We start from the raw sequence: 18,300 nt of genomic DNA, 5'->3' as shown, positions 1-18,300 counted from the left end.
TTCAGGGGTATAGTTTCGTGTTTTCATTGTCGTATTCTCTCAGAAAGTTGAGTCTCCGACAATCTCGGGGCGGTTCAGTTTAGACAATAGACCTCTTGCAAAAGTACCTTTTTATTGACCTTCGTTAACGAAGTATCAAGGGCTAGCAATGACTTATACAAGAGATTTAATGATATTGTCTTGTAAGTCTATATATAGCTTCTGAAATCTGTCACATGCATCTCGATAATGTTTAGCTAACTAAAAACATGAAAAAATATAGACATTACAATTGTTTTGTCCTACAATAAAATTGTAAGATACAATGAGTTACATTAACTATACTTAAACGGAGTATTTCTATGCAGTTACCTAACATGCGTAAGCAGCTTGGTCAGGGTATGACTGAGTACATTATTATCGTTGCATTGATAGCCATTGCCGCTATCGGCTCATTTAAATACTTCGGCCAAACTGCTCGAAGTCAAGCTTCGGCTGCTGCAGCAGAACTTGCTGGAGAATCAGGTGCTGATGAAACTGGTAAAGCAAAAACTGCGGCAGATAAAGCAGCAACTCAAGCGGATGCAAAAAAAGGTATGGCTGACTTTTCTAGTAATGATTAGGTTTTATACAAGTGAACATTAATCCTCTATCTTAATTATACGACTTTATAATAACAGCAACCTAATCTTTGATTGCAGATAAGTCAAATGTAATCTATTTAGTACTAAGTTTCTTAACTATCTATTTTATATTTAAATTTACGCTTATTTAGGCAAAAGGATGGGATTAATTTATGAGTATATATAATCAAAAAGGGCAAGCATTACTATTAATGCTTGCTTTTACGTTAGTCCTTGCAGTATCAATGATTTATCTATTCAATACCTCCCAGCTTTTGGCAGAGAGAACTCAAGCCAAGGTGCTCGCTGATCATGCTGCCTACAATACAGCGACCAAACAAGCGCAGCTCTTAAATGCTAATGCCTATATGAATAAAGCCAAAATCGCTAATCAGCTGGCAACAGCGCAAGCAGTAAGTGTCGCTAGTTGGGCTAAGCATTTCGAACCTATGCCGCAACATACTAAGCTTGTCAATCTTATACCTTATGTTGGTCCAGAAGTTCAGCAAGTTATTACTCAATACTCAAAAGCAGTACAGCCACTTGCTGATTTAACTTCTCCAACTATCCTTATCAATAATCAAGCAACCGAAGCCATATCATTTCAACAAAACTTGCTAAATAACTCTTCATTTATATCTATTCAACAAGTCCACAAAGACACAATAGAAAAATCGTCTATAGGTGCAGGATTTGACTCTCGGCCTTTAATAACGGCTTCAGAGTATGCCGTCAATCCGTTGGGTGGAAGCTTTATAAAGCATTATAGTGGCAATAGCTCAGATCCTACTGTAGGCCGTGCCCGCTTAAAGGATGTTATCTTGGCATCGCGAGATGACTTTACTCGCGAACGTCGAGCAAAAAGTGTTGATGATTTCAAGATTTTTCTTTTTGAAAACCGACTTGAAGCTAGAGGCGGTACTGAGCTTAGTAATGATCTCAATCAGTGGAAAGGGGTTGATACATTCTCTCACCATTATCGTTTTTGGAAAAAAAGAAAGTGGAGACTACCTAAATTAACATGGAGAGAAGATCGGATGGGCTACGGTAGTGCAGTAGTAAGAGATAGTGGTACAGGTGACAACGATTGGCGCAATAACGCAGGGTATAATAGTGTAAATAGAAATAAGGATGCTTCTAATAGAAGTAACCAATATACACCCCGCTGGGATTCGCGACGTAATAGAACCATGAATGCGGGAGAGTCAGGAGTTCCACAATTTTGGGATCTTGAAACTAAAATGTTGGCACAAGATGAGCCAACTCTACCTACTTCAATTCGAGTGTCGAAAAAAGCAGATAGGCTTGACACCACAAGCGGTGCTTCTAACTTAAAAGTAGGTGATGAATTAAATATTATCTCAAAAGATGATGTTACCGCAGTATCTACTGCTGAAGCTTACTTTGAGCGGCCAATTCAAGATAGGCAAGGCAGACCAACTTATTTTAATAAAAATAAATTGGAAAAAGCTAGCTTATTAAATCCATATTGGCAGGTTAGACTGACCAACAATAGTACACTTGCAATAGCGGAGTCTAATGGATCATGAACAATAAAGAATCAGGTCAGGCAGCAATTGAATTTGCAGTATCGTTTAGTGTGCTTATAGCACTTATACTTTCGATACCCATTCTAGCTAAAATTGCCAATGCAAACATAATGAGTATACAAGCGTTAGATTATGCGGCATGGCGAGTGAGAGAAGGTAACACAGATAATGTCGAGCTTAGCCGCGAAGTCAGTGATCGATATTTCGGTGAAACAGCTTTAGTTGTCGATGATGAACAGATAAATGATCAGGGTGCTAAATTAGGGGCAGGTAAAGGGAATCAACAGATATATCAAAATGATTCAGTAACTATTAATTATAATGCAGATAGCTCTAATATGAGTGGTGCTCAGGGTGTGAGTTGGAACAATTTTGATAGAGTAACTAATTTAGGAATATACGATAAGAAAGGAACAGTCAGTATTAATCTTCCCTTAGAAAACTTAGATGTTATTCCTGAGATTGCAAGTTCTATGACCATAAGTAAGAGTCTATATATAGATAATCAAGCACTTACAGCAAGAGACCAAAGAGAAATTCAAAGCTCAATAGACAACTTTGATAATGTCATCATTCCAAATAATGGAGGTAGTCAAGACTTATTCGTTAAATTTGCAAATGCAGCTATAGCTGATCTCAAAGTTGTTAGTGATGGAGCATTAGGTTTACTCGATGTTTTAGATCATCATAAATTAGAGGACGTAAAAGTCGATCATGATGCAGTGCCTGCAGATCGCCTAGCTACTTTTAACCCTTAATGAATAAAATTATAATAATTATACTTGCCTCTTTTTTATCTGTAACTGCCAATAGCGCAGTATGTCAACAGATTAGAGCCATAGAAGGGTTTGCAGCTGCGCCTTTATTTAGTAACGCTATTATAAATGGCAAACCGTTAGACTATTATACTTTTGCTAGCGACTGTGGTACGGGTTGTCTGATGAAAGCATTGAAAAAAAAAGGCATAGCTTATTCCTTAACAGGTAGCAATTTATCTATCTTTGATAAGTCGAGTGTAGCTACTGTCACTATAGATAGCACTTATAAGCAGTCGATCGCAGGATATATGACTTGCTCTAGCACCGCCAAAAGATCTTATGTCCCTAATCCCGTAAGTATCAATAATAATAAAGTTTCTTTGGACTTACAAACAGAAGATTATAAGAACGTTACTCGTACTATAAATATGCAAGGCTACAGTAAAAGTGAATATGCGCGTTTACTGACTCAACTGAATAAATTATCTCATAATGTAGAGTCATCTATTGGGTTTACTAACTATATCTTAAAATCGTCCCGCTCCCAAAAAGTTATAAAAATATCTAAATTGAGTCCTCGAGGAGATTTTATATTTATCATTGAAGTGAGTAAATAGATTATGCGTGACCAAAAAGGTAATATCTCAGTGGAGTACTTATTAGCGACAATGGTAATTGTTGCAGTAGTGTTCGGCGTAAAAGTCGGAGATCAAAACTTATGGAACATGTTTCAAGAAGCATTTCAAACTCGGCATGACAACTATTCAAATTCGATAAGTAATCTGGACAACGTCGATTCAATAACTAGTCAGAGAAAAAATGAAAACAATTAATAGCTTTAAAATGAAAAGAGTGAATAAGAACGTTCTTGCACTTATTATCTCGATAGTTCTGGCACTATTATGTGCTTTCTTATTGAAGTTTATTGTGGATAAAAAAATAGCTAACTCATTAGAGACGGAAACCATTAGCTATATAGTCGCAAATAGTGATTTAGCTAGTGGAACGATTGTCGATCCTTTTGATCAATCTAGGTTCGCGATCAGAAGTGATATTCCAGCTGAGTTCGCTCAATCTACGGCTATAACGCCTGAGCAGGCAGATAGTATTAATGGAGCGTTATTACTGTCAGATTTAAAAAGAGGTGATATCTTAACTTGGCAGTTTATCGATACCGATGAGCGGCGACAATTGGCCAGCAGATTATCACCAGGTAGACGAGCACTGACTATACCTGTAGACGATCAAAGCTCTATCTCTTCGATGCTAAACCCCAATGATCATATTGACTTGATACTGACTTATCAAAAGCTTGGAAACGTCATCGCTGCGCCTTTGATGCAAAACGTAAGAGTGTTAGCTACTGGTGACTCTTTAAGCATAGATGGTAGCTACGCTCAAGATACTGGCTACAACGACGGTTATAGCACTATTACTTTAGACTTAAATATAGACGATGTCTCTAGAGTAACGACAGCATTAGAGTTAGGAAGGTTATCTGCTGTTTTACGTAATCCGGATGATATGTCTTACACGACCAATATTGTAAGCTTAGAGACACTACAGCGCGAATTGAACTTAAAAACATTTTCAGAGCAAGATAATATACAGAATGAACGCCTACCTAATTCTGAACTTGATGACTATCTTGCTGCGCTTGATAATATGCAAGAAAGTAGAGAGTCTATAATAACTGAACCACCAGCACAAACTATACCTAAGAAGCCTTCAATAGACGTTGTATATGGTAATAGAAGTACAAACAACTAATAAAGAGTAATCTATGTTTAAAAAATCACTTTGTCTAATCTTAGTAAGTATTTCAGCATACACAAACGCTAATATAAACAATGGTATTATGACTCTTTATGTAGGTCAATCTGAGTTTATCAAAGATAGCAGTATTACAAATGTAGCAGTTGGTAGTGATGAGATTGTCAATGCTTTACCAATTGATAAAAAAGGAATTTTGTTAACTGGAATAAAAAATGGCGATACTACTATAAAGGTGTGGAGAAATAAATCAGTCCAAAGTATAAATACCCATATTTATCCTGCAAATCTACCAAGAATGTTAAATGAGATTAACTATTTTCTATTAAAGTATCCTGATTTAACGGCGAATATTATTGGCGATACTATCTTGGTTGAAGGTTTAGACTTAAACGATGATGATAAAGCTAAAGTAGATAGTTTTTTAGCTCAATATCCTTATGTCACTAATCTTACACGTGCAAACAACCAAACAGCTAATAAAAACGACACACGCATGGTGTACTTTGATGTAAAAATCGTTGAAGTAAGCAGAAGTGCAAGTGAAAATTTAGGTATTGAGTGGTCGTCTCAGATTAATGGACCTAAAGTAGGAGTTATTGGAGAATTCAAAAAAAGTAACGCTTTTAAATCAGATGTGAGTGGGTTGGGCTTCGATAACATTCCTTTAGGAGATGCTATTAGTCCTTTTCAAACTTATGCAGGGCTCATATCCTCTATAACCAGTAAAATTAACTTGATGGAAAGCAAAGGAACCGCTAATTTGATCGCGCACCCCGTCCTTTCTTGTAGAAACGGAGGTAACGCTGAATTCTTATCTGGAGGTCAAGTGCCTTTCACAACAGCTACTGCTACAGGAACACCTTCAGTTGAGTTTAAGGATTACGGTATAAAGCTTAATGTTTCACCTGTTATTCAAAATGATGGAAGCATTCTTGCAAAAATAGAGTCAGAAATTAGTGAGATAGATCCTGCAGTACAGGTCTTGGATGTACCTGGTCTACTAACAAGAAAGACGGTCACTGATTTTAGTTTGCAGAACGGTGAAACACTTGTATTAAGTGGTTTGAATTATAATAGGAATTCTGAAGCTGACTCTCAAGTACCTGGACTACATAAAGCACCATTTATCGGTAGGTTGTTTAAAAACAAGAGTAAAATAGATGTCAAAACAGAATTACTGTTTATCGTCACTCCATTTATCTATAGTGAAAAAGACAAACCTTTAGAAACTATGGTTACTAAAGCAAATCAGATGGTAGAAAATATTAATAAAAATAACCTGCTTTTGCCAAAGGATTTTTTTGAAAGTAACGAAAACAGAACCTATTTTGAAGAGAGGGTTCAGTAAATGATTCAGCTCAAGGTAGTTTATAAAGAAAATGAGTCAATAATTGAATTTGGCACTGAGAATATTCTAATAGGTAAAAGTAATGATGCCGAAATACAAATTAAAGGATGGTTAATATCTCAAAAACACGCAATGATAAAAAAGCTGCCAGCAGGCTATGTTATTGAAGATTTAGATAGAGGCGCGAACGGCACCTACGTTAATGACTCTAAAGTGGATATATACGGTCCATTACTAGAAGGTGATTGTATAAAAATTGGGAAATATAAATTCACTATTTTAGAAACGAACGAACCTTTTCACCATTCTAACGAGCAGAGTGAAGAATTTCAAAACAATATAAGAGACACTCAAAGTTTTGATAACAAAGAGAAGAGTATCCAAGAAGAAGAGCCTGTAGTATTAACTAATGTCAATAAACCTATCGAAACTAATTTAACCTTATTTAGAGATACTAAGCTTGAGTTAGAAAAAGATATGAAGCTTATGAAAGAGCTTCATAAGAAACTTGTTGAAACCATGGATCTAGAGAGAAATGATATCTCTAACATGTCAGATAATGAGCTATTTGAGACCGCTTCTACTTGTTTAAATAAAATTATAGATAACGATCTAACTATCAATAGAACTAATATTGAACGTATAAAAAAATTGGTTTTAAATGAAGCTATTGGTCTTGGACCGTTAGAGCAGTTTTTATCAGACAAAAGTGTTTCTGAAATTATGGTCAATTCAGCTAGTGAAATTTATGTTGAAAAGAGAGGGAAAATATTTTTAAGTGGCGCAGTTTTTAGTAGTGATCAAGCTGTTCTAGATATTATTGAAAGAATTGTTTCTCCCATAGGTAGAAGAATCGATGAATCTTCACCAATGGTAGATGCACGTTTAAAAGATGGTTCACGGGTTAATGCAGTGATACCTCCATTAGCATTAAAGGGTCCTACGATTACGATTCGTAAATTTCCAGAAAAGAGACTCACAGTACAGGATCTAGTAGATATGAATAGCCTGTCAGCTGATATGGCGGAGTTTTTAGAGTCTTGCGTGCTGCATAAACGTAATGTCATTATTTCAGGTGGCACAGGCTCTGGTAAGACAACGTTGCTAAATGTCTTATCTAACTTTATACCCAATGGTGAACGTATTATCACCATAGAGGATGCTGCAGAGCTAAAGCTCGATCATGACCACTTGATCTCATTAGAATCTAGACCTGAAAACGCAGAGGGCAAAGGTTCTGTCACCATCCGTGATTTGGTTAAAAATTCATTGCGAATGCGCCCTGATAGGATCGTCGTTGGAGAGTGTCGAGGGGCTGAGTCGTTAGATATGTTGCAAGCGATGAACACAGGTCATGAAGGGTCATTAACTACTCTGCACGCTAACACGCCAAGAGATGCTTTATCTAGGCTTGAAACCTTGATACTGATGGCAGGTATGCAGCTACCATTGCAAGCTATACGCGAACAAATTGTATCGGCTATCGATATTATTGTGCAGCAAACGCGCTTTGCTTGCGGTACTCGTAAGATAACTCATATCACTGAGGTTACTGGTATTGAGGGAAATACTATTCAGCTGCAAGATATATTTAAATATAATAAGTCTGGCTATAATGACGATGGCGTTATTCAAGGAACATTTCGATCTACGGAAACTATACCTTCCTTCTATCAAGAGTTGATTGATAGCGGTAGTGAAATAAACACTGACTATTTTAACTTATAGGTCAAATAAGCTATGTTTATAGCCATTTTTGTCATATTGACAATGATTTTCTATATCATCTATACCTTATTTTTTAAAGATGTATCTAGTTTTTCTCATACAAAAAAAATAGATGTCTTCAGAAAATTATTAGATCAAAATCTCACTGAAAGTAAAACTGATAAATATCTTTATATCTATGCTATTGCATCTATATTACTAATTTTTTTAGCTCTCTATTTTTTAAGTAACTATATAGTTATCTTTGGAATAGTGGCTGCTTTAGTAGCATTACCATTTATTTTTGTTAGATACCTTAGACAAAAAAGAATAGATTTGTTTGAGAAACAGCTGCCTGATGCTATTGATCTCATGGGAGGATCGTTATTAGCAGGCAACAGTTTAAGTGGTGCATTTTCATTAATCTCAGAAGAGTACCCACCTCCATTGTCGCAAGAAGTAGGCATGGTAGTGCGTGAACAAAAACTTGGAGTATCGGTTGATCAGTCGCTGCAAAATTTTACTAGAAGAATGCCGCTTAATTCGGTGATCTTGACAGTATCTGTTATTAGGACATCGATTGAGACAGGAGGAGAGCTTTCTTATGCTCTGAAAAATGTTGCCCAGACGCTGAGGAGTATAGATCAAGCAGAAGGAAAAATAAAAGCATTAACTTCTCAAGGTAAGATGCAGGCTTGGGTAGTAGGTTCTATGCCAATAGCGTTAATATTAGTCTTATCAAAGATGGAGCCTGAAGCTATGTCACAACTTTGGACGACTACAGAAGGATATATAGCTTTAGGTGCATTAATAATATTTGAAGTATTAGGTATTATTTTTATTCGAAAAATTGTCAATATAGATATATAGGTGATTTATGTTTAACTCTTCTTTACAGATATATATCCTTATTGGCTTTATTACTTTAGCAATTTTTGCGCTCTGTTGGTATTTATTCTTTATCATGCTTCGTGTACCAGATGATAACAGAGAGTATTTTGACGACCCTCCATTATTCTATAAAATGTTTGGTTTTTTTATTAATGTAGTTGCTTTTTATCTCGCACCATTTATCAAAGATAAAACTTATATCAAATATGAAAGACAAATTATCTATGCGGGTGTGGAGTTTCAGTTTAAACCAGAACATATTATTGCTAGCAAAATAATAAGTGCTATCGTTTTTACTTTATTTGTGCTAATACTACTTACAATAGCAAAACAAAGTTTGTTTTTAGCTCTAATCGGGACTCTTTTTGGCTACGTTTATCCAGATTTATGGCTCAAAGAAGCCAAAAACAAGAGACTAAATAGTATATCTAAAAATTTACCTTTCTTTTTAGATATGATAACCCTGAGCGTAGAATCTGGTTTAAATCTGAATGGTGCTATAAGGCAAGCTGTTGATAAAAGTCCTCCTGGCCCTGTTAGACAAGAGTTTGAAAAAATTGTTAGAGACGTCAAAACAGGTGTAAGTCGGTCTGACGCGTTTAGAAAAATGGGTAAAAGAATTGATGATCAGTCTATTAAAAGTCTAGTATCTTCAATTATCCAAGCTGAAAAAATGGGTATGAATATTGGACCAATACTAAGAAGTCAAGCGGATCAAAGGCGAATTGAAAGGTTTCAAAAAGCTGAAAAAATGGCGATGGAAGCGCCTGTAAAGTTGCTTTTCCCATTAGTGGCTTTTATCTTTCCTTGTACTTTTATAGTGATCGGCTTTCCTGTTTACGTCTTGATAAAGGATGCATTTTTGTGAACAATATTATGACTAAGACTGTGCTGGGGGACTTAAATCTATATAAAGCGAATAGCTTTCTATCACGGTTAAAAGGTCTACTGTTTACTAAAGAACTTAAGACTAACAGTTGTATTTTAATCATACCTTGTGGCTCCGTACATACGATTGGTATGCGCTATGCTATTCATATTTTATTTTTATCAAAGAATAATACTATTCTAGCTATCAAAAATAATCTCAAACCTAATCGATTCTGTTTAGGGCCGAGGGCTACCTACAAGGTGGTTGAGTTATCAGCAGAATCAGAAGAGATACCGTTAGATGTCATCGGTAAAAAGTTCAGTGAGGATCAGTTATGAAATCAAGTCAGCTTGGCGCCACACTAACCGAATTTATTACCATTGGACCTTTAATCTTTTTTTTAGGGATGAATGGCTTGCAATATACCCTAATGTATAACGCCAAAACTAATCTGACCTATGCCTCTTATGAAGCCGCTCGCGCAGGAGCTATTGAGAATGCAAGCCCTCAACAAATTGAGATGGGACTATTAAAAGGATTCCTACCCTATTTGAGCGCTAACAAAGGTATCGGTGGTGGTAAATTAGATAATGCCAAAGTATTGGCACTTGCCAAAGCCACCGAAGCGCCCTTTACAAAGATTGAAATTATCAACCCAACAGCTGAAGCCTTTAATGACTTTAACAGCCCCATTCTTCAAAAGACACTCGGCACCAAGCAAAAGGTTATTCCTAATAAACTGACAGACATGGAAAACCTCAAATCCAAGCCTGGTGCTAGCTCTGGCGTCAACATATCAGAGGCCAATGTTTTAAAGCTAAGAATTACTTACGGCTATAAGCCTACTATTCCACTAGTAGGCGGGTTCTTCGCCAAAGCCTTTGACTTTCTCTCAGGTCCCAAAGATGCCTTTAGTGCTATGCTGTTTGCCTCTAATAGAATACCTATCGTCGTTGACGTCTCCTCCCAAATGCTAAGCCCAGCTATTCAAAACACTCTAAAGGTTGCCTCAAACAACCCTGGCACTGGTACTGGCACAGTTGGGGATAACCATCAGCTACCTGATCTATCTACGGTCAAACTACCAGGCAAGTATGAAGGCATGAGCCGAGAAGAAATCATAGAAGATATTAGAGCGAACGGTGGCATCAACACAGATAGTAATACCAGTAATAAAGACTGGCTCAAACTACTCATCGCTTTAGGGATTATCACCTTGGGCGCATCGCAGATGGATGATATAGATGATGCCTTTGACGCTAATGGCAATATCGTCGATTCTGACTTAGTCTCAGACTTTCAGAATCAAAATACGTGCTCACCGTAGTAGAGTCATATTACTAACTTGTAATAGATCAATCCTATTAAAAACTGTTGAGAATAACTTATGCGTTTGAACCGTTTATTTGTCAGCTTGTTGATTATTGTTCCTACCATAGTTGCTGCTGATTTAAGCATAACAGAAAATAGAACTATCGTTTGCAATACTAATGGCGGACAAGGGACCGTAGGAGGAAGCTGTCCTGCTAATCAAAGCTCCAACCCTACTATAGTGGATAAAATTGAAGCTGCAAAAGCCAAAGGTAGCGGCAACCCCATCAACGTTCTTAACGGCAACAAGTTTGAACAAGCCACAGACATCCAAGCCGTAGGTGATGACTATGCCCTAAGACTCAACCGTTACTACAATTCAAGAAGCAGCCAGCGCGGACTATTTGGCATTGGCTGGCGTCACGACTACGAGATGCAACTGCAAGACATCGATGATCAAATAGACATCATCCAAGCCGATGGACGCAAGATCAGCTTTACAAAGACCGCCGCCGCTTTAGATAGTAGCACCCTGTTTGTTACTCGCTATGTTGCAGACAAGAGTGAGCTTGGCTATATAGAGCGCAGTCAAAGTAGTAACCCTAGTAAAGCCACTTGGATATGGACACTCCCTACCGGCAAACAGTTTGAATTTGTGATTCACAAACAAATCAATAGCGTCAACCAGCTTGGTATGTCTCGCTACGGTCAACTCTCTCGCGTCACTGAACAAGCCAACAGTCCTAGCAGCCCTTACTGGGCGCTGATCTATGGCGTTGACGGTAAACTTGCCCAAGTCCGCAACCATAACGGCGACACCCTAAAGTTTGCCTATGAGACCACAAAGAGTGGCCTGCCTAAGATCAGCGTTACTAGCAGCACAATCCGTCAAAACAACAGTAACAATAATAACAGCGCTAGCAAATGGGTCTACCTATTAGACCAAAAGGGTAACCTTGCCCAAGTCGTCTCACCGACAGGGGTGAGAACGGGTTATCAGTATAATGACCCTTATGATGCGCACAACCTCACTGCCAAATACAGCTATGAGAACAAACAGCCTCAGCTTATAACCCAATGGACCTATGACGCCTATGACAGAGCGACAAGCTCCACTCACAAAGACGGTGTTAAGAAGGTTAGTGTGGTCTATGACAACGACACCGTCATACCTACCCAAGCGAATCATATCTTTACTAACACCTTAACTAACAGCATAGGGGAGACCACCAACTACCGCTACAGGTACAAGAATGGCGAGGCACAGCTATTATCTGTGACAGGGGCAGGGTGTGTCACTTGCGGCCCCACCAATGTGAGCTATGAGTATGATAGTGCAGGACGGGTGACGAAAACCAGTAAGCTTGATGACAACGGTCAAGTCATCGCATCAATGTCAACGAGCTATGACACGCTTGGCCGTACGATCAAGATCACTCAGACAGATAAGACAAAGGAGGACAACCAGCAAACGTGGCTGGGGTATCGTTATGACAATGCAGATTATCCGATGCAGCCGACCTCAATCACTCGCCCTAGTGTGGTTGAGGGTAAGATCTCACAGACGAGCCTCACCTATGACGAGGCGGGGAATGTTGTGGCGATGACTGAGAGCGGGTTTCGGCCTGCAACAGCGAGCAGTCAAGTACAGCCTATTAGTCGCACTACCCGTTATCGTTATGAGCGTATCAATGGCAAACAACAACTGGTAGCCGTCGATGGGCCATTAAAAGGCAATCAAGACGTCACAAGCTATCAGTACGATGATCAAGGTCGGCTTACTCAAATTACTTTTCCTGAAAATATTACCGAACACTTCACTTATCAAACCATTGCTGGACAAAGTCTACTGACTGCGCATACTGATGGGGATGGTGTCATAACTAAGATAGAATATGACAGCAAAGGTCAGGCAGTGGCTATGCAGCGCGGTGACCAGCAGCTTAGTTTAGAATATGACAGCAAGCAACGCCCTATTAAATGGCAAAATCAGCTAGAGCAGACCATCACAGCAAACTATGACGATAGCAAACAGCAAGTCATCTATCAGCTGTATGATGGTCAGCAGATTGTCAACCAATACAATACCGAAGGTCAGCTGGTGAATCGTCAATGGCTTGATGACAAGGGTGGTGTGCTGATTGATCCCATGGCTATCCAATATAATGACGACATTCTCAAGCGTACAACAGACACCACTGATCAAAAAACTATCGCAAGCGTTATACAAGCACCAGATAGCAACCCAGCCATGACGGATACTCAAAGCCTATACTCTGAGAATAAAGAAGACAGCGCTCAAGTACTATTTAATCCCGCTGATAATTTGCTAAATGCTGGTGCCACCATTGAGATTGAAACCAATCTGCTTGGCAAGATCAAACAGATTGTACTACCAGAAGGGGCGACTTATGAGCGAGTATATGACGACTTTGGACGTATCATCTATGCCAAAGATGCCAATACAGGCGCCTCAATTGTAGAGTATGGTCTAAATGATCAACCTATTCTCATACAAAGCAAGACCAGTAAACAGACAGCAAGCTATGATGACAGTGGTAGAATCACCACTGCCAAGTATTGTAAACTTGGCACACAGAATACTACCACAGAACAAAGCTGCGAAAGTATTACCTATACCTACGATGGCGCGCGCTTAAGTCAAATCGTTGATCCTGCGCAAACCACCAATTACAGCTACGATACCCAAGGTCGCCTCACTATAGAGTCGGTGCAATTTCAAGATAGTAGTAAGTCATGGCAGACCACCTATCAATACGATGACAAAGGTAGAATAGATAAAATTGGTCTGCCAGAAGGAGGCACACTTAGCTACGTCTATAACGACATCAGTAGTCCCATCGAAGTCAATTACCAAGCGCCTGCTCAAAGCTGGTGGCAGGATATAATTCGTAAGATAAACCCTAATCATAATAGTATCGCTCTTATCTCGAACATCGAGAGTGACAGTGCCCGCGGCTTACTATCATTTACTCACAATAACGGGCAAAGTGCCAGTGCCAACTATGACAAAGCAGGACGGTTGACTACATGGACGGATGGCGACTATCAAAAGACGCTCACCTATGATCAAAACAGTCTGATTACGGCTATGCACAGTAAGCAAAATGATGAAGAGAAAAAAGAGCAGCTAAGCTACAACGCCTATGGTGAGCTTACCCGTGTCACTGATACAGATAGCAATCAAGCTACTCAGTACCAGTATGACCTTAATGCAAACAGATTAGGCTTTAGCAGTCCTAAATCCCAAGCTGATTATGAGTATAAAGCGGGAACCGATCAGCTATTAAATATTACTGCAACAACAAATGATAATGAGCAAACAAGCACTTATCGCTACGATGATGCAGGCAATCCTACCCTTATTAGCGTTCAGCAAGGACAAGACGGTAAAGCTCAAACTCGGCGGCAGTTTACCTATGGTGCCAGAGGTCAACTCACTCAAATTATCGATGCTAATCAAACGACAGACTACCGTTATAACCATGCTATGCAGCGTGTGAGTAAAATAACAGCAAACGATGAACAAAGATATCTATGGCAGCAAGGATTGCTAGATGCTGAAATTGATGTCAAAGACAATCAAGAGACCATCACTCGTCGTTATATCTATGTGGGTTTAAGACCCATAGCTATGATTGACTACGATATAGACAACAGCGCCAGTATCTATACTATTCATACTGACCATCTAGGCACACCACAGCAAGTGAGTAATGACAAACAAGAGATCGTCTGGCAAGGCGACTATGATGCCTTTGGTCAGGTGACGGTAAAAGCTAATCCAAAAAACAATATGCAAGATATGCAAGCCAAGCGAAAGGGTTGGTTACCGTCTCTAATGAATAGCGCCAATGCGGCAGAGTCGATAACTAGCAGCCCTTTTGAGTTTAACTTAAGATTTGCCGGACAATATGAAGATAGTGAGAGTGGTTACTATTACAATTGGCATCGCTATTATAATCCTGAGACGGGACGCTATTTAACGAGTGATCCTATTGGACTGAATGGCGGACTGAATACTTATGGGTATGCTGGGCAGAATCCTGTTAGCTTCGTTGATCCATGGGGACTACAAGTGGTAGCAGTGTTCGATAGAGCAGCTAAACAATTAAGAGTTATTGATGTTGATAACCACCGTGAAGGCTTAACTACGGTAAGAAAGTCACCATCATCATACGTCATAGGCGGAATAAGAGATGCAGATGGCAAACTGACAGCGAATCAAATGCTTGTTGTAAACAATATTTTTACTGGAGGGCAAAGTACAACTGCTAATGACATATTCAGAGACCCTACGCGCCCAGCTCAAAGACCATTACCTACAGGAGGCTATGATATCGTAGAAAATGCTGGAGATACAAATCCAGCTCACAGTGATTGGTTTCGAGTAGATCCTCAGGATGAAAATCCATTTAATGATGAATATGACTTAAATGGAAGAACTGGATTTAGACTTCATTTAGGAGGTGTCAGCCATGGTTGTGTAACTTTTAACCAAAATGATGCCAACGCCAGAAAGGGTTGGGAAGTCTTTAAAAATATTTTGAATTCAACTTCCACTACAACGGTACAAGATAGGCGTGGAAGACAATGGATGAATCCTCTTAGTAGAATAAAACATTATGGCTCAATAACAGTTATTGGGAGAGATAATATGGCAGTGCGTGAATAAAATAGGCTGGAGATTAATATTATGAGCTTCTCACATAAAAGAATTGCTGTATTAATTGTATGTATTTTAGTTTGCATTATATCAATTGAAAGATATTTATTGATCAAAAATGGAGGCTGTTACTATGGTACTCACGACGTGAGGGTTAGTAGATTGATGTTAATTGCCGCTGATAATAACAATGTAAATTATTGCAAGCTATTAAGATCAGCATATAAAGATGATGACTCCTTACGTACATTTATTTCCTTACAATTCTATGATGGAGCTTCTTATGATCATGCAAATATTGTGTACAAACTTTACAAATATTATGGAAGCCAGTTATTTTGGCAGAAAATTGGAAAACTGACAAAAAGTGAGAAAAACTTAGTTCAAGCATATCTTGACTATGCTATTTCTGAAAAAGAAACTTTTGAAAAATATGGTGGATAGTAAGTTATTTTAACAAAATAATGCAGCGTGTCAGTAAAACTATAGCGAATGGTGAACAAAGGTATCTATGGCAACAAGGATTGCTAGACACTGAGATTAAAGTCAATGACAATCAAGAGACCTTAACCCGCTGTTATATCTATGTCGGCTTAAGACCTATTGCGATGATTGACTATGATCAAAACAATTCGCCTAGTATCTATACCATTCACACTGATCATCTAGGCACGCCGCAGCAAGTAAGTAATAACAAACAAGAGATTATCTGGCAAGGGGAGTATGATGCCTTTGGTCAAGTGACGGTTAAATCCACTCCGCAAAACAATACGCAAGACATGCAAGCTAAGCGAAAGAGTTGGCTACCGACTCTAGTGAATAGCGCCAATGCGGCAGAGTCAACCACACATGAGGCGTTTGAGTTCAATCTAAGATTTGCCGGTCAGTATGAGGATAGTGAGAGTGGGTATTACTATAACTGGCATCGCTACTACAACCCTGAAACGGGACGTTATTTAACGAGTGATCCTATTGGACTAAATGGTGGGCTCAATACTTACGGCTATGCTGGACAGAATCCGGTTAGTTTCGTGGATCCGTGGGGACTACAAGTAGTAGCTCAATTAAGTCTAAGTAAGGGAATACTAACATTTACTGATACAAAGGCACCTAAAGAAGTTGTGTCAATCAAAGCATTTAGTGGTGGTGTTGCAATATCTGGAGAAGTGACTGATGTAGGGGTAGGCCGTAATATTCCTGTACCATTAGGTACTTACATAATAACAGAAAACCCTAATCCTAAGTCTGATCCAACATGGTATGGTCTCTTATTTAAAGATAAGAAGATAGATGATTTCATCCAAAGTAATAATTCAGATACGAATGGACGTGGTGGCTTTAGATTGCATCCAGGTACAGTAAGCCATGGTTGTGTGACTATTGATGCTTCAGTTCCAAACGGCGAAAGCTCATGGAAGAAACTTGATGAAATGCTGAAAAAAACTAAGACAACAACTGTTACTTATGAGGAGCCTTGGTATGCTCTTAACAGGCAGCTAATAGGCTATGGTGAGATTAAGATAGTGAGATAATAATTTATGAAAAGATTTTATATAAAAGTAATGCTTATGATATTAATCATATTATCTACTTTCTTATGTAGTATATATATTTTAAGCTTTAATCAAACAAAAGTTATCGAGACTAGTTACGTAAGGCTTAAGGTGACTCACCTTATTATTAGAAGCAAAGTTGATAATTTCTGGCAAGGAGAAATGTATGCTAATCGTAATGACATAAAGAATATGCCACAAAACCATAGGATTGATTATTTTGTTGCAGTGCTTTATACGCTAACAGATAAACTTCAGAAAAGTGGTGAAGCCACTTTGATTTACTATGAAATTATTCCATATGAAGATAAAATAATGCTGTATGAAAAGCTTAATGAATTAGAGACTACTGAATACTTTAAAGATTTAGAGATTTATGAGAAGGATTATATTCGTAGTATAAAAGAAGTAATTAAGCTTTCAAGTATGATAAAGCCGGTAGAATGACCACGTGGCAGGACGGCGGTTATCAAAAGGCTCTAACCTATGATCGTAGTAATCAAATTACGGCAACGAGTAGTCGTTATGGCGATAAAGAAGCCAACGATTAAACGCTGAAATATAACTCGTATGGCGAGCTCATAGAGGTATTAAGCCCTAACAAAGAGCAGAGTATCCGCTACCAATATGACCTAAACGGCAATCGTCTGACGCAGACGGACGCCCAAACTGAAACTAAGTATAACTATCAAGCCAATAGTGATCGGCTGCTAACCACTACTAATAAATTAAATAACAGCGAGCAGAATAAGAAAACCAGCTACCGTTATGACTTAGAGGGCAATCCCACCCTAATTAGCAATACTCAAAGTCAAGATAATCAAGCACAAAAGAATCAGGAGCGTCATTTCAGCTATGGCGCAAGGGGTCAGCTTAACCAGATTCGTGATGGTGATGACATTCGTACTGTAGTGGTCAACTAATTTAGGACACCTGATAAGAGGTTTTGATTAAAGTAACGTCTTTCTGTTTCAGCTGGTGTTAAATAATTGTTGAAAGTGTGCGGTCTCACGGTTTGATAGTAGCCCCAGATATAATCACTAATGGCACTTTTAGCCTCAGCGATATTCTCATAACCGCCCTTTGGCATCCACTCTGTTTTGAAGCTTCTAAAGAAGCGCTCAGTTGGGGCGTTATCCCAACAATTTCCACGACGGCTCATACTCTGTGTCATACCGTCGCAATCATCGATTGATTCAGCAAATTTCTTACTGGTGTAATGCGTGCCCTGATCTGAGTGAAATAA

17 protein-coding genes are annotated in these 18,300 nt (G+C 38.6%); 16 read left to right on the top strand and 1 reads right to left on the bottom strand.

Annotated elements, in window-relative coordinates; translation table 11 throughout:
* The first annotated feature begins 341 nt into the window (after positions 1-341).
* The 16 genes from FOR85_RS12140 (at position 342) to FOR85_RS12990 (ending at position 17,977) form a co-directional block, all read left to right on the top strand.
* Positions 342-602 carry a pilus assembly protein gene (locus FOR85_RS12140; protein ID WP_144298119.1) on the top strand — a complete coding sequence of 87 codons (261 nt, stop codon included), beginning with the start codon at positions 342-344 and terminating at the stop codon, positions 600-602.
* 173 nt (positions 603-775) lie between these two features.
* Complete coding sequence (locus FOR85_RS12135) at positions 776-2,152, top strand: hypothetical protein (RefSeq protein ID WP_144298118.1); 1,377 nt, start codon at positions 776-778, stop codon at positions 2,150-2,152.
* Positions 2,149-2,910, top strand: a complete 762-nt coding sequence (locus FOR85_RS12130; protein ID WP_144298117.1) for a TadE/TadG family type IV pilus assembly protein — start codon at positions 2,149-2,151, stop codon at positions 2,908-2,910. Before FOR85_RS12135 ends, FOR85_RS12130 begins: the two co-directional genes overlap by 4 nt.
* Positions 2,910-3,527 carry a hypothetical protein gene (locus FOR85_RS12125; RefSeq protein WP_144298116.1) on the top strand — a complete coding sequence of 206 codons (618 nt, stop codon included), beginning with the start codon at positions 2,910-2,912 and terminating at the stop codon, positions 3,525-3,527. Before FOR85_RS12130 ends, FOR85_RS12125 begins: the two co-directional genes overlap by 1 nt.
* 202 nt (positions 3,528-3,729) lie before the next feature.
* On the top strand, positions 3,730-4,680 hold the full coding sequence (gene cpaB, locus FOR85_RS12120; RefSeq protein WP_144298115.1) for a Flp pilus assembly protein CpaB: 951 nt from the start codon (positions 3,730-3,732) through the stop codon (positions 4,678-4,680).
* 13 nt (positions 4,681-4,693) lie between these two features.
* A complete protein-coding gene (locus tag FOR85_RS12115; protein ID WP_144298114.1) occupies positions 4,694-6,034 on the top strand; it encodes a type II and III secretion system protein family protein in 1,341 nt (446 codons plus the stop codon).
* The gene (locus tag FOR85_RS12110; protein WP_144298113.1) at positions 6,035-7,762 is read left to right on the top strand and encodes an ATPase, T2SS/T4P/T4SS family; all 1,728 of its coding nucleotides are present in this window, start codon (positions 6,035-6,037) and stop codon (positions 7,760-7,762) included.
* A 12-nt stretch (positions 7,763-7,774) separates the two neighbouring features.
* Positions 7,775-8,611 (top strand): type II secretion system F family protein, encoded by an 837-nt coding sequence (locus FOR85_RS12105; RefSeq protein ID WP_144298112.1) that lies wholly within the window; start codon positions 7,775-7,777, stop codon positions 8,609-8,611.
* A gap of 7 nt (positions 8,612-8,618) precedes the next feature.
* The gene (locus FOR85_RS12100) at positions 8,619-9,500 is read left to right on the top strand and encodes a type II secretion system F family protein (protein WP_144298111.1); all 882 of its coding nucleotides are present in this window, start codon (positions 8,619-8,621) and stop codon (positions 9,498-9,500) included.
* On the top strand, positions 9,497-9,841 hold the full coding sequence (locus tag FOR85_RS12095) for a DUF192 domain-containing protein (protein ID WP_223808634.1): 345 nt from the start codon (positions 9,497-9,499) through the stop codon (positions 9,839-9,841). The genes FOR85_RS12100 and FOR85_RS12095 overlap by 4 nt, the downstream gene beginning before the upstream one ends.
* Positions 9,838-10,830 (top strand): TadE/TadG family type IV pilus assembly protein, encoded by a 993-nt coding sequence (locus FOR85_RS12090; RefSeq protein WP_144298110.1) that lies wholly within the window; start codon positions 9,838-9,840, stop codon positions 10,828-10,830. The genes FOR85_RS12095 and FOR85_RS12090 overlap by 4 nt, the downstream gene beginning before the upstream one ends.
* 60 nt (positions 10,831-10,890) lie before the next feature.
* Positions 10,891-15,510 (top strand): RHS repeat-associated core domain-containing protein, encoded by a 4,620-nt coding sequence (locus tag FOR85_RS12085; protein WP_144298109.1) that lies wholly within the window; start codon positions 10,891-10,893, stop codon positions 15,508-15,510.
* Between the two features lie 21 nt (positions 15,511-15,531).
* Positions 15,532-15,945 carry a hypothetical protein gene (locus tag FOR85_RS12080; RefSeq protein WP_144298108.1) on the top strand — a complete coding sequence of 138 codons (414 nt, stop codon included), beginning with the start codon at positions 15,532-15,534 and terminating at the stop codon, positions 15,943-15,945.
* A gap of 20 nt (positions 15,946-15,965) precedes the next feature.
* Complete coding sequence (locus tag FOR85_RS12935; RefSeq protein WP_144298107.1) at positions 15,966-17,033, top strand: RHS repeat-associated core domain-containing protein; 1,068 nt, start codon at positions 15,966-15,968, stop codon at positions 17,031-17,033.
* Positions 17,034-17,039: 6 nt separating this feature from the next.
* The gene (locus tag FOR85_RS12070; RefSeq protein ID WP_144298106.1) at positions 17,040-17,501 is read left to right on the top strand and encodes a hypothetical protein; all 462 of its coding nucleotides are present in this window, start codon (positions 17,040-17,042) and stop codon (positions 17,499-17,501) included.
* 107 nt (positions 17,502-17,608) lie between these two features.
* Complete coding sequence (locus tag FOR85_RS12990) at positions 17,609-17,977, top strand: RHS repeat protein (protein ID WP_144298120.1); 369 nt, start codon at positions 17,609-17,611, stop codon at positions 17,975-17,977.
* Here FOR85_RS12990 and FOR85_RS12060 read toward each other — a convergent pair.
* Positions 17,974-18,300: integrase core domain-containing protein (locus tag FOR85_RS12060; protein WP_144298105.1), on the bottom strand; the 327-nt coding region annotated here is incomplete at its 5' end. The genes FOR85_RS12990 and FOR85_RS12060 overlap by 4 nt on opposite strands.

Source organism: Psychrobacter sp. YGAH215, assembly GCF_007280595.1.
Classification (GTDB): domain Bacteria; phylum Pseudomonadota; class Gammaproteobacteria; order Pseudomonadales; family Moraxellaceae; genus Psychrobacter; species Psychrobacter faecalis.
The sequence above is the reverse complement of the archived record's forward strand: the minus strand, read 5'-3'. Positions and strand labels throughout refer to the sequence as shown.

What these genes read in the sequence shown, in the direction of transcription:
- FOR85_RS12140 (WP_144298119.1), top strand. Translation starts at nt 342, where the DNA reads ATGCAGTTACCTAACATGCGTAAGCAGCTTGGTCAGGGTATGACTGAG.
- FOR85_RS12135 (WP_144298118.1), top strand. Translation starts at nt 776, where the DNA reads ATGAGTATATATAATCAAAAAGGGCAAGCATTACTATTAATGCTTGCT.
- FOR85_RS12130 (WP_144298117.1), top strand. Translation starts at nt 2,149, where the DNA reads ATGAACAATAAAGAATCAGGTCAGGCAGCAATTGAATTTGCAGTATCG.
- FOR85_RS12125 (WP_144298116.1), top strand. Translation starts at nt 2,910, where the DNA reads ATGAATAAAATTATAATAATTATACTTGCCTCTTTTTTATCTGTAACT.
- cpaB (WP_144298115.1), top strand. Translation starts at nt 3,730, where the DNA reads ATGAAAACAATTAATAGCTTTAAAATGAAAAGAGTGAATAAGAACGTT.
- FOR85_RS12115 (WP_144298114.1), top strand. Translation starts at nt 4,694, where the DNA reads ATGTTTAAAAAATCACTTTGTCTAATCTTAGTAAGTATTTCAGCATAC.
- FOR85_RS12110 (WP_144298113.1), top strand. Translation starts at nt 6,035, where the DNA reads ATGATTCAGCTCAAGGTAGTTTATAAAGAAAATGAGTCAATAATTGAA.
- FOR85_RS12105 (WP_144298112.1), top strand. Translation starts at nt 7,775, where the DNA reads ATGTTTATAGCCATTTTTGTCATATTGACAATGATTTTCTATATCATC.
- FOR85_RS12100 (WP_144298111.1), top strand. Translation starts at nt 8,619, where the DNA reads ATGTTTAACTCTTCTTTACAGATATATATCCTTATTGGCTTTATTACT.
- FOR85_RS12090 (WP_144298110.1), top strand. Translation starts at nt 9,838, where the DNA reads ATGAAATCAAGTCAGCTTGGCGCCACACTAACCGAATTTATTACCATT.
- FOR85_RS12085 (WP_144298109.1), top strand. Translation starts at nt 10,891, where the DNA reads ATGCGTTTGAACCGTTTATTTGTCAGCTTGTTGATTATTGTTCCTACC.
- FOR85_RS12080 (WP_144298108.1), top strand. Translation starts at nt 15,532, where the DNA reads ATGAGCTTCTCACATAAAAGAATTGCTGTATTAATTGTATGTATTTTA.
- FOR85_RS12935 (WP_144298107.1), top strand. Translation starts at nt 15,966, where the DNA reads ATGCAGCGTGTCAGTAAAACTATAGCGAATGGTGAACAAAGGTATCTA.
- FOR85_RS12070 (WP_144298106.1), top strand. Translation starts at nt 17,040, where the DNA reads ATGAAAAGATTTTATATAAAAGTAATGCTTATGATATTAATCATATTA.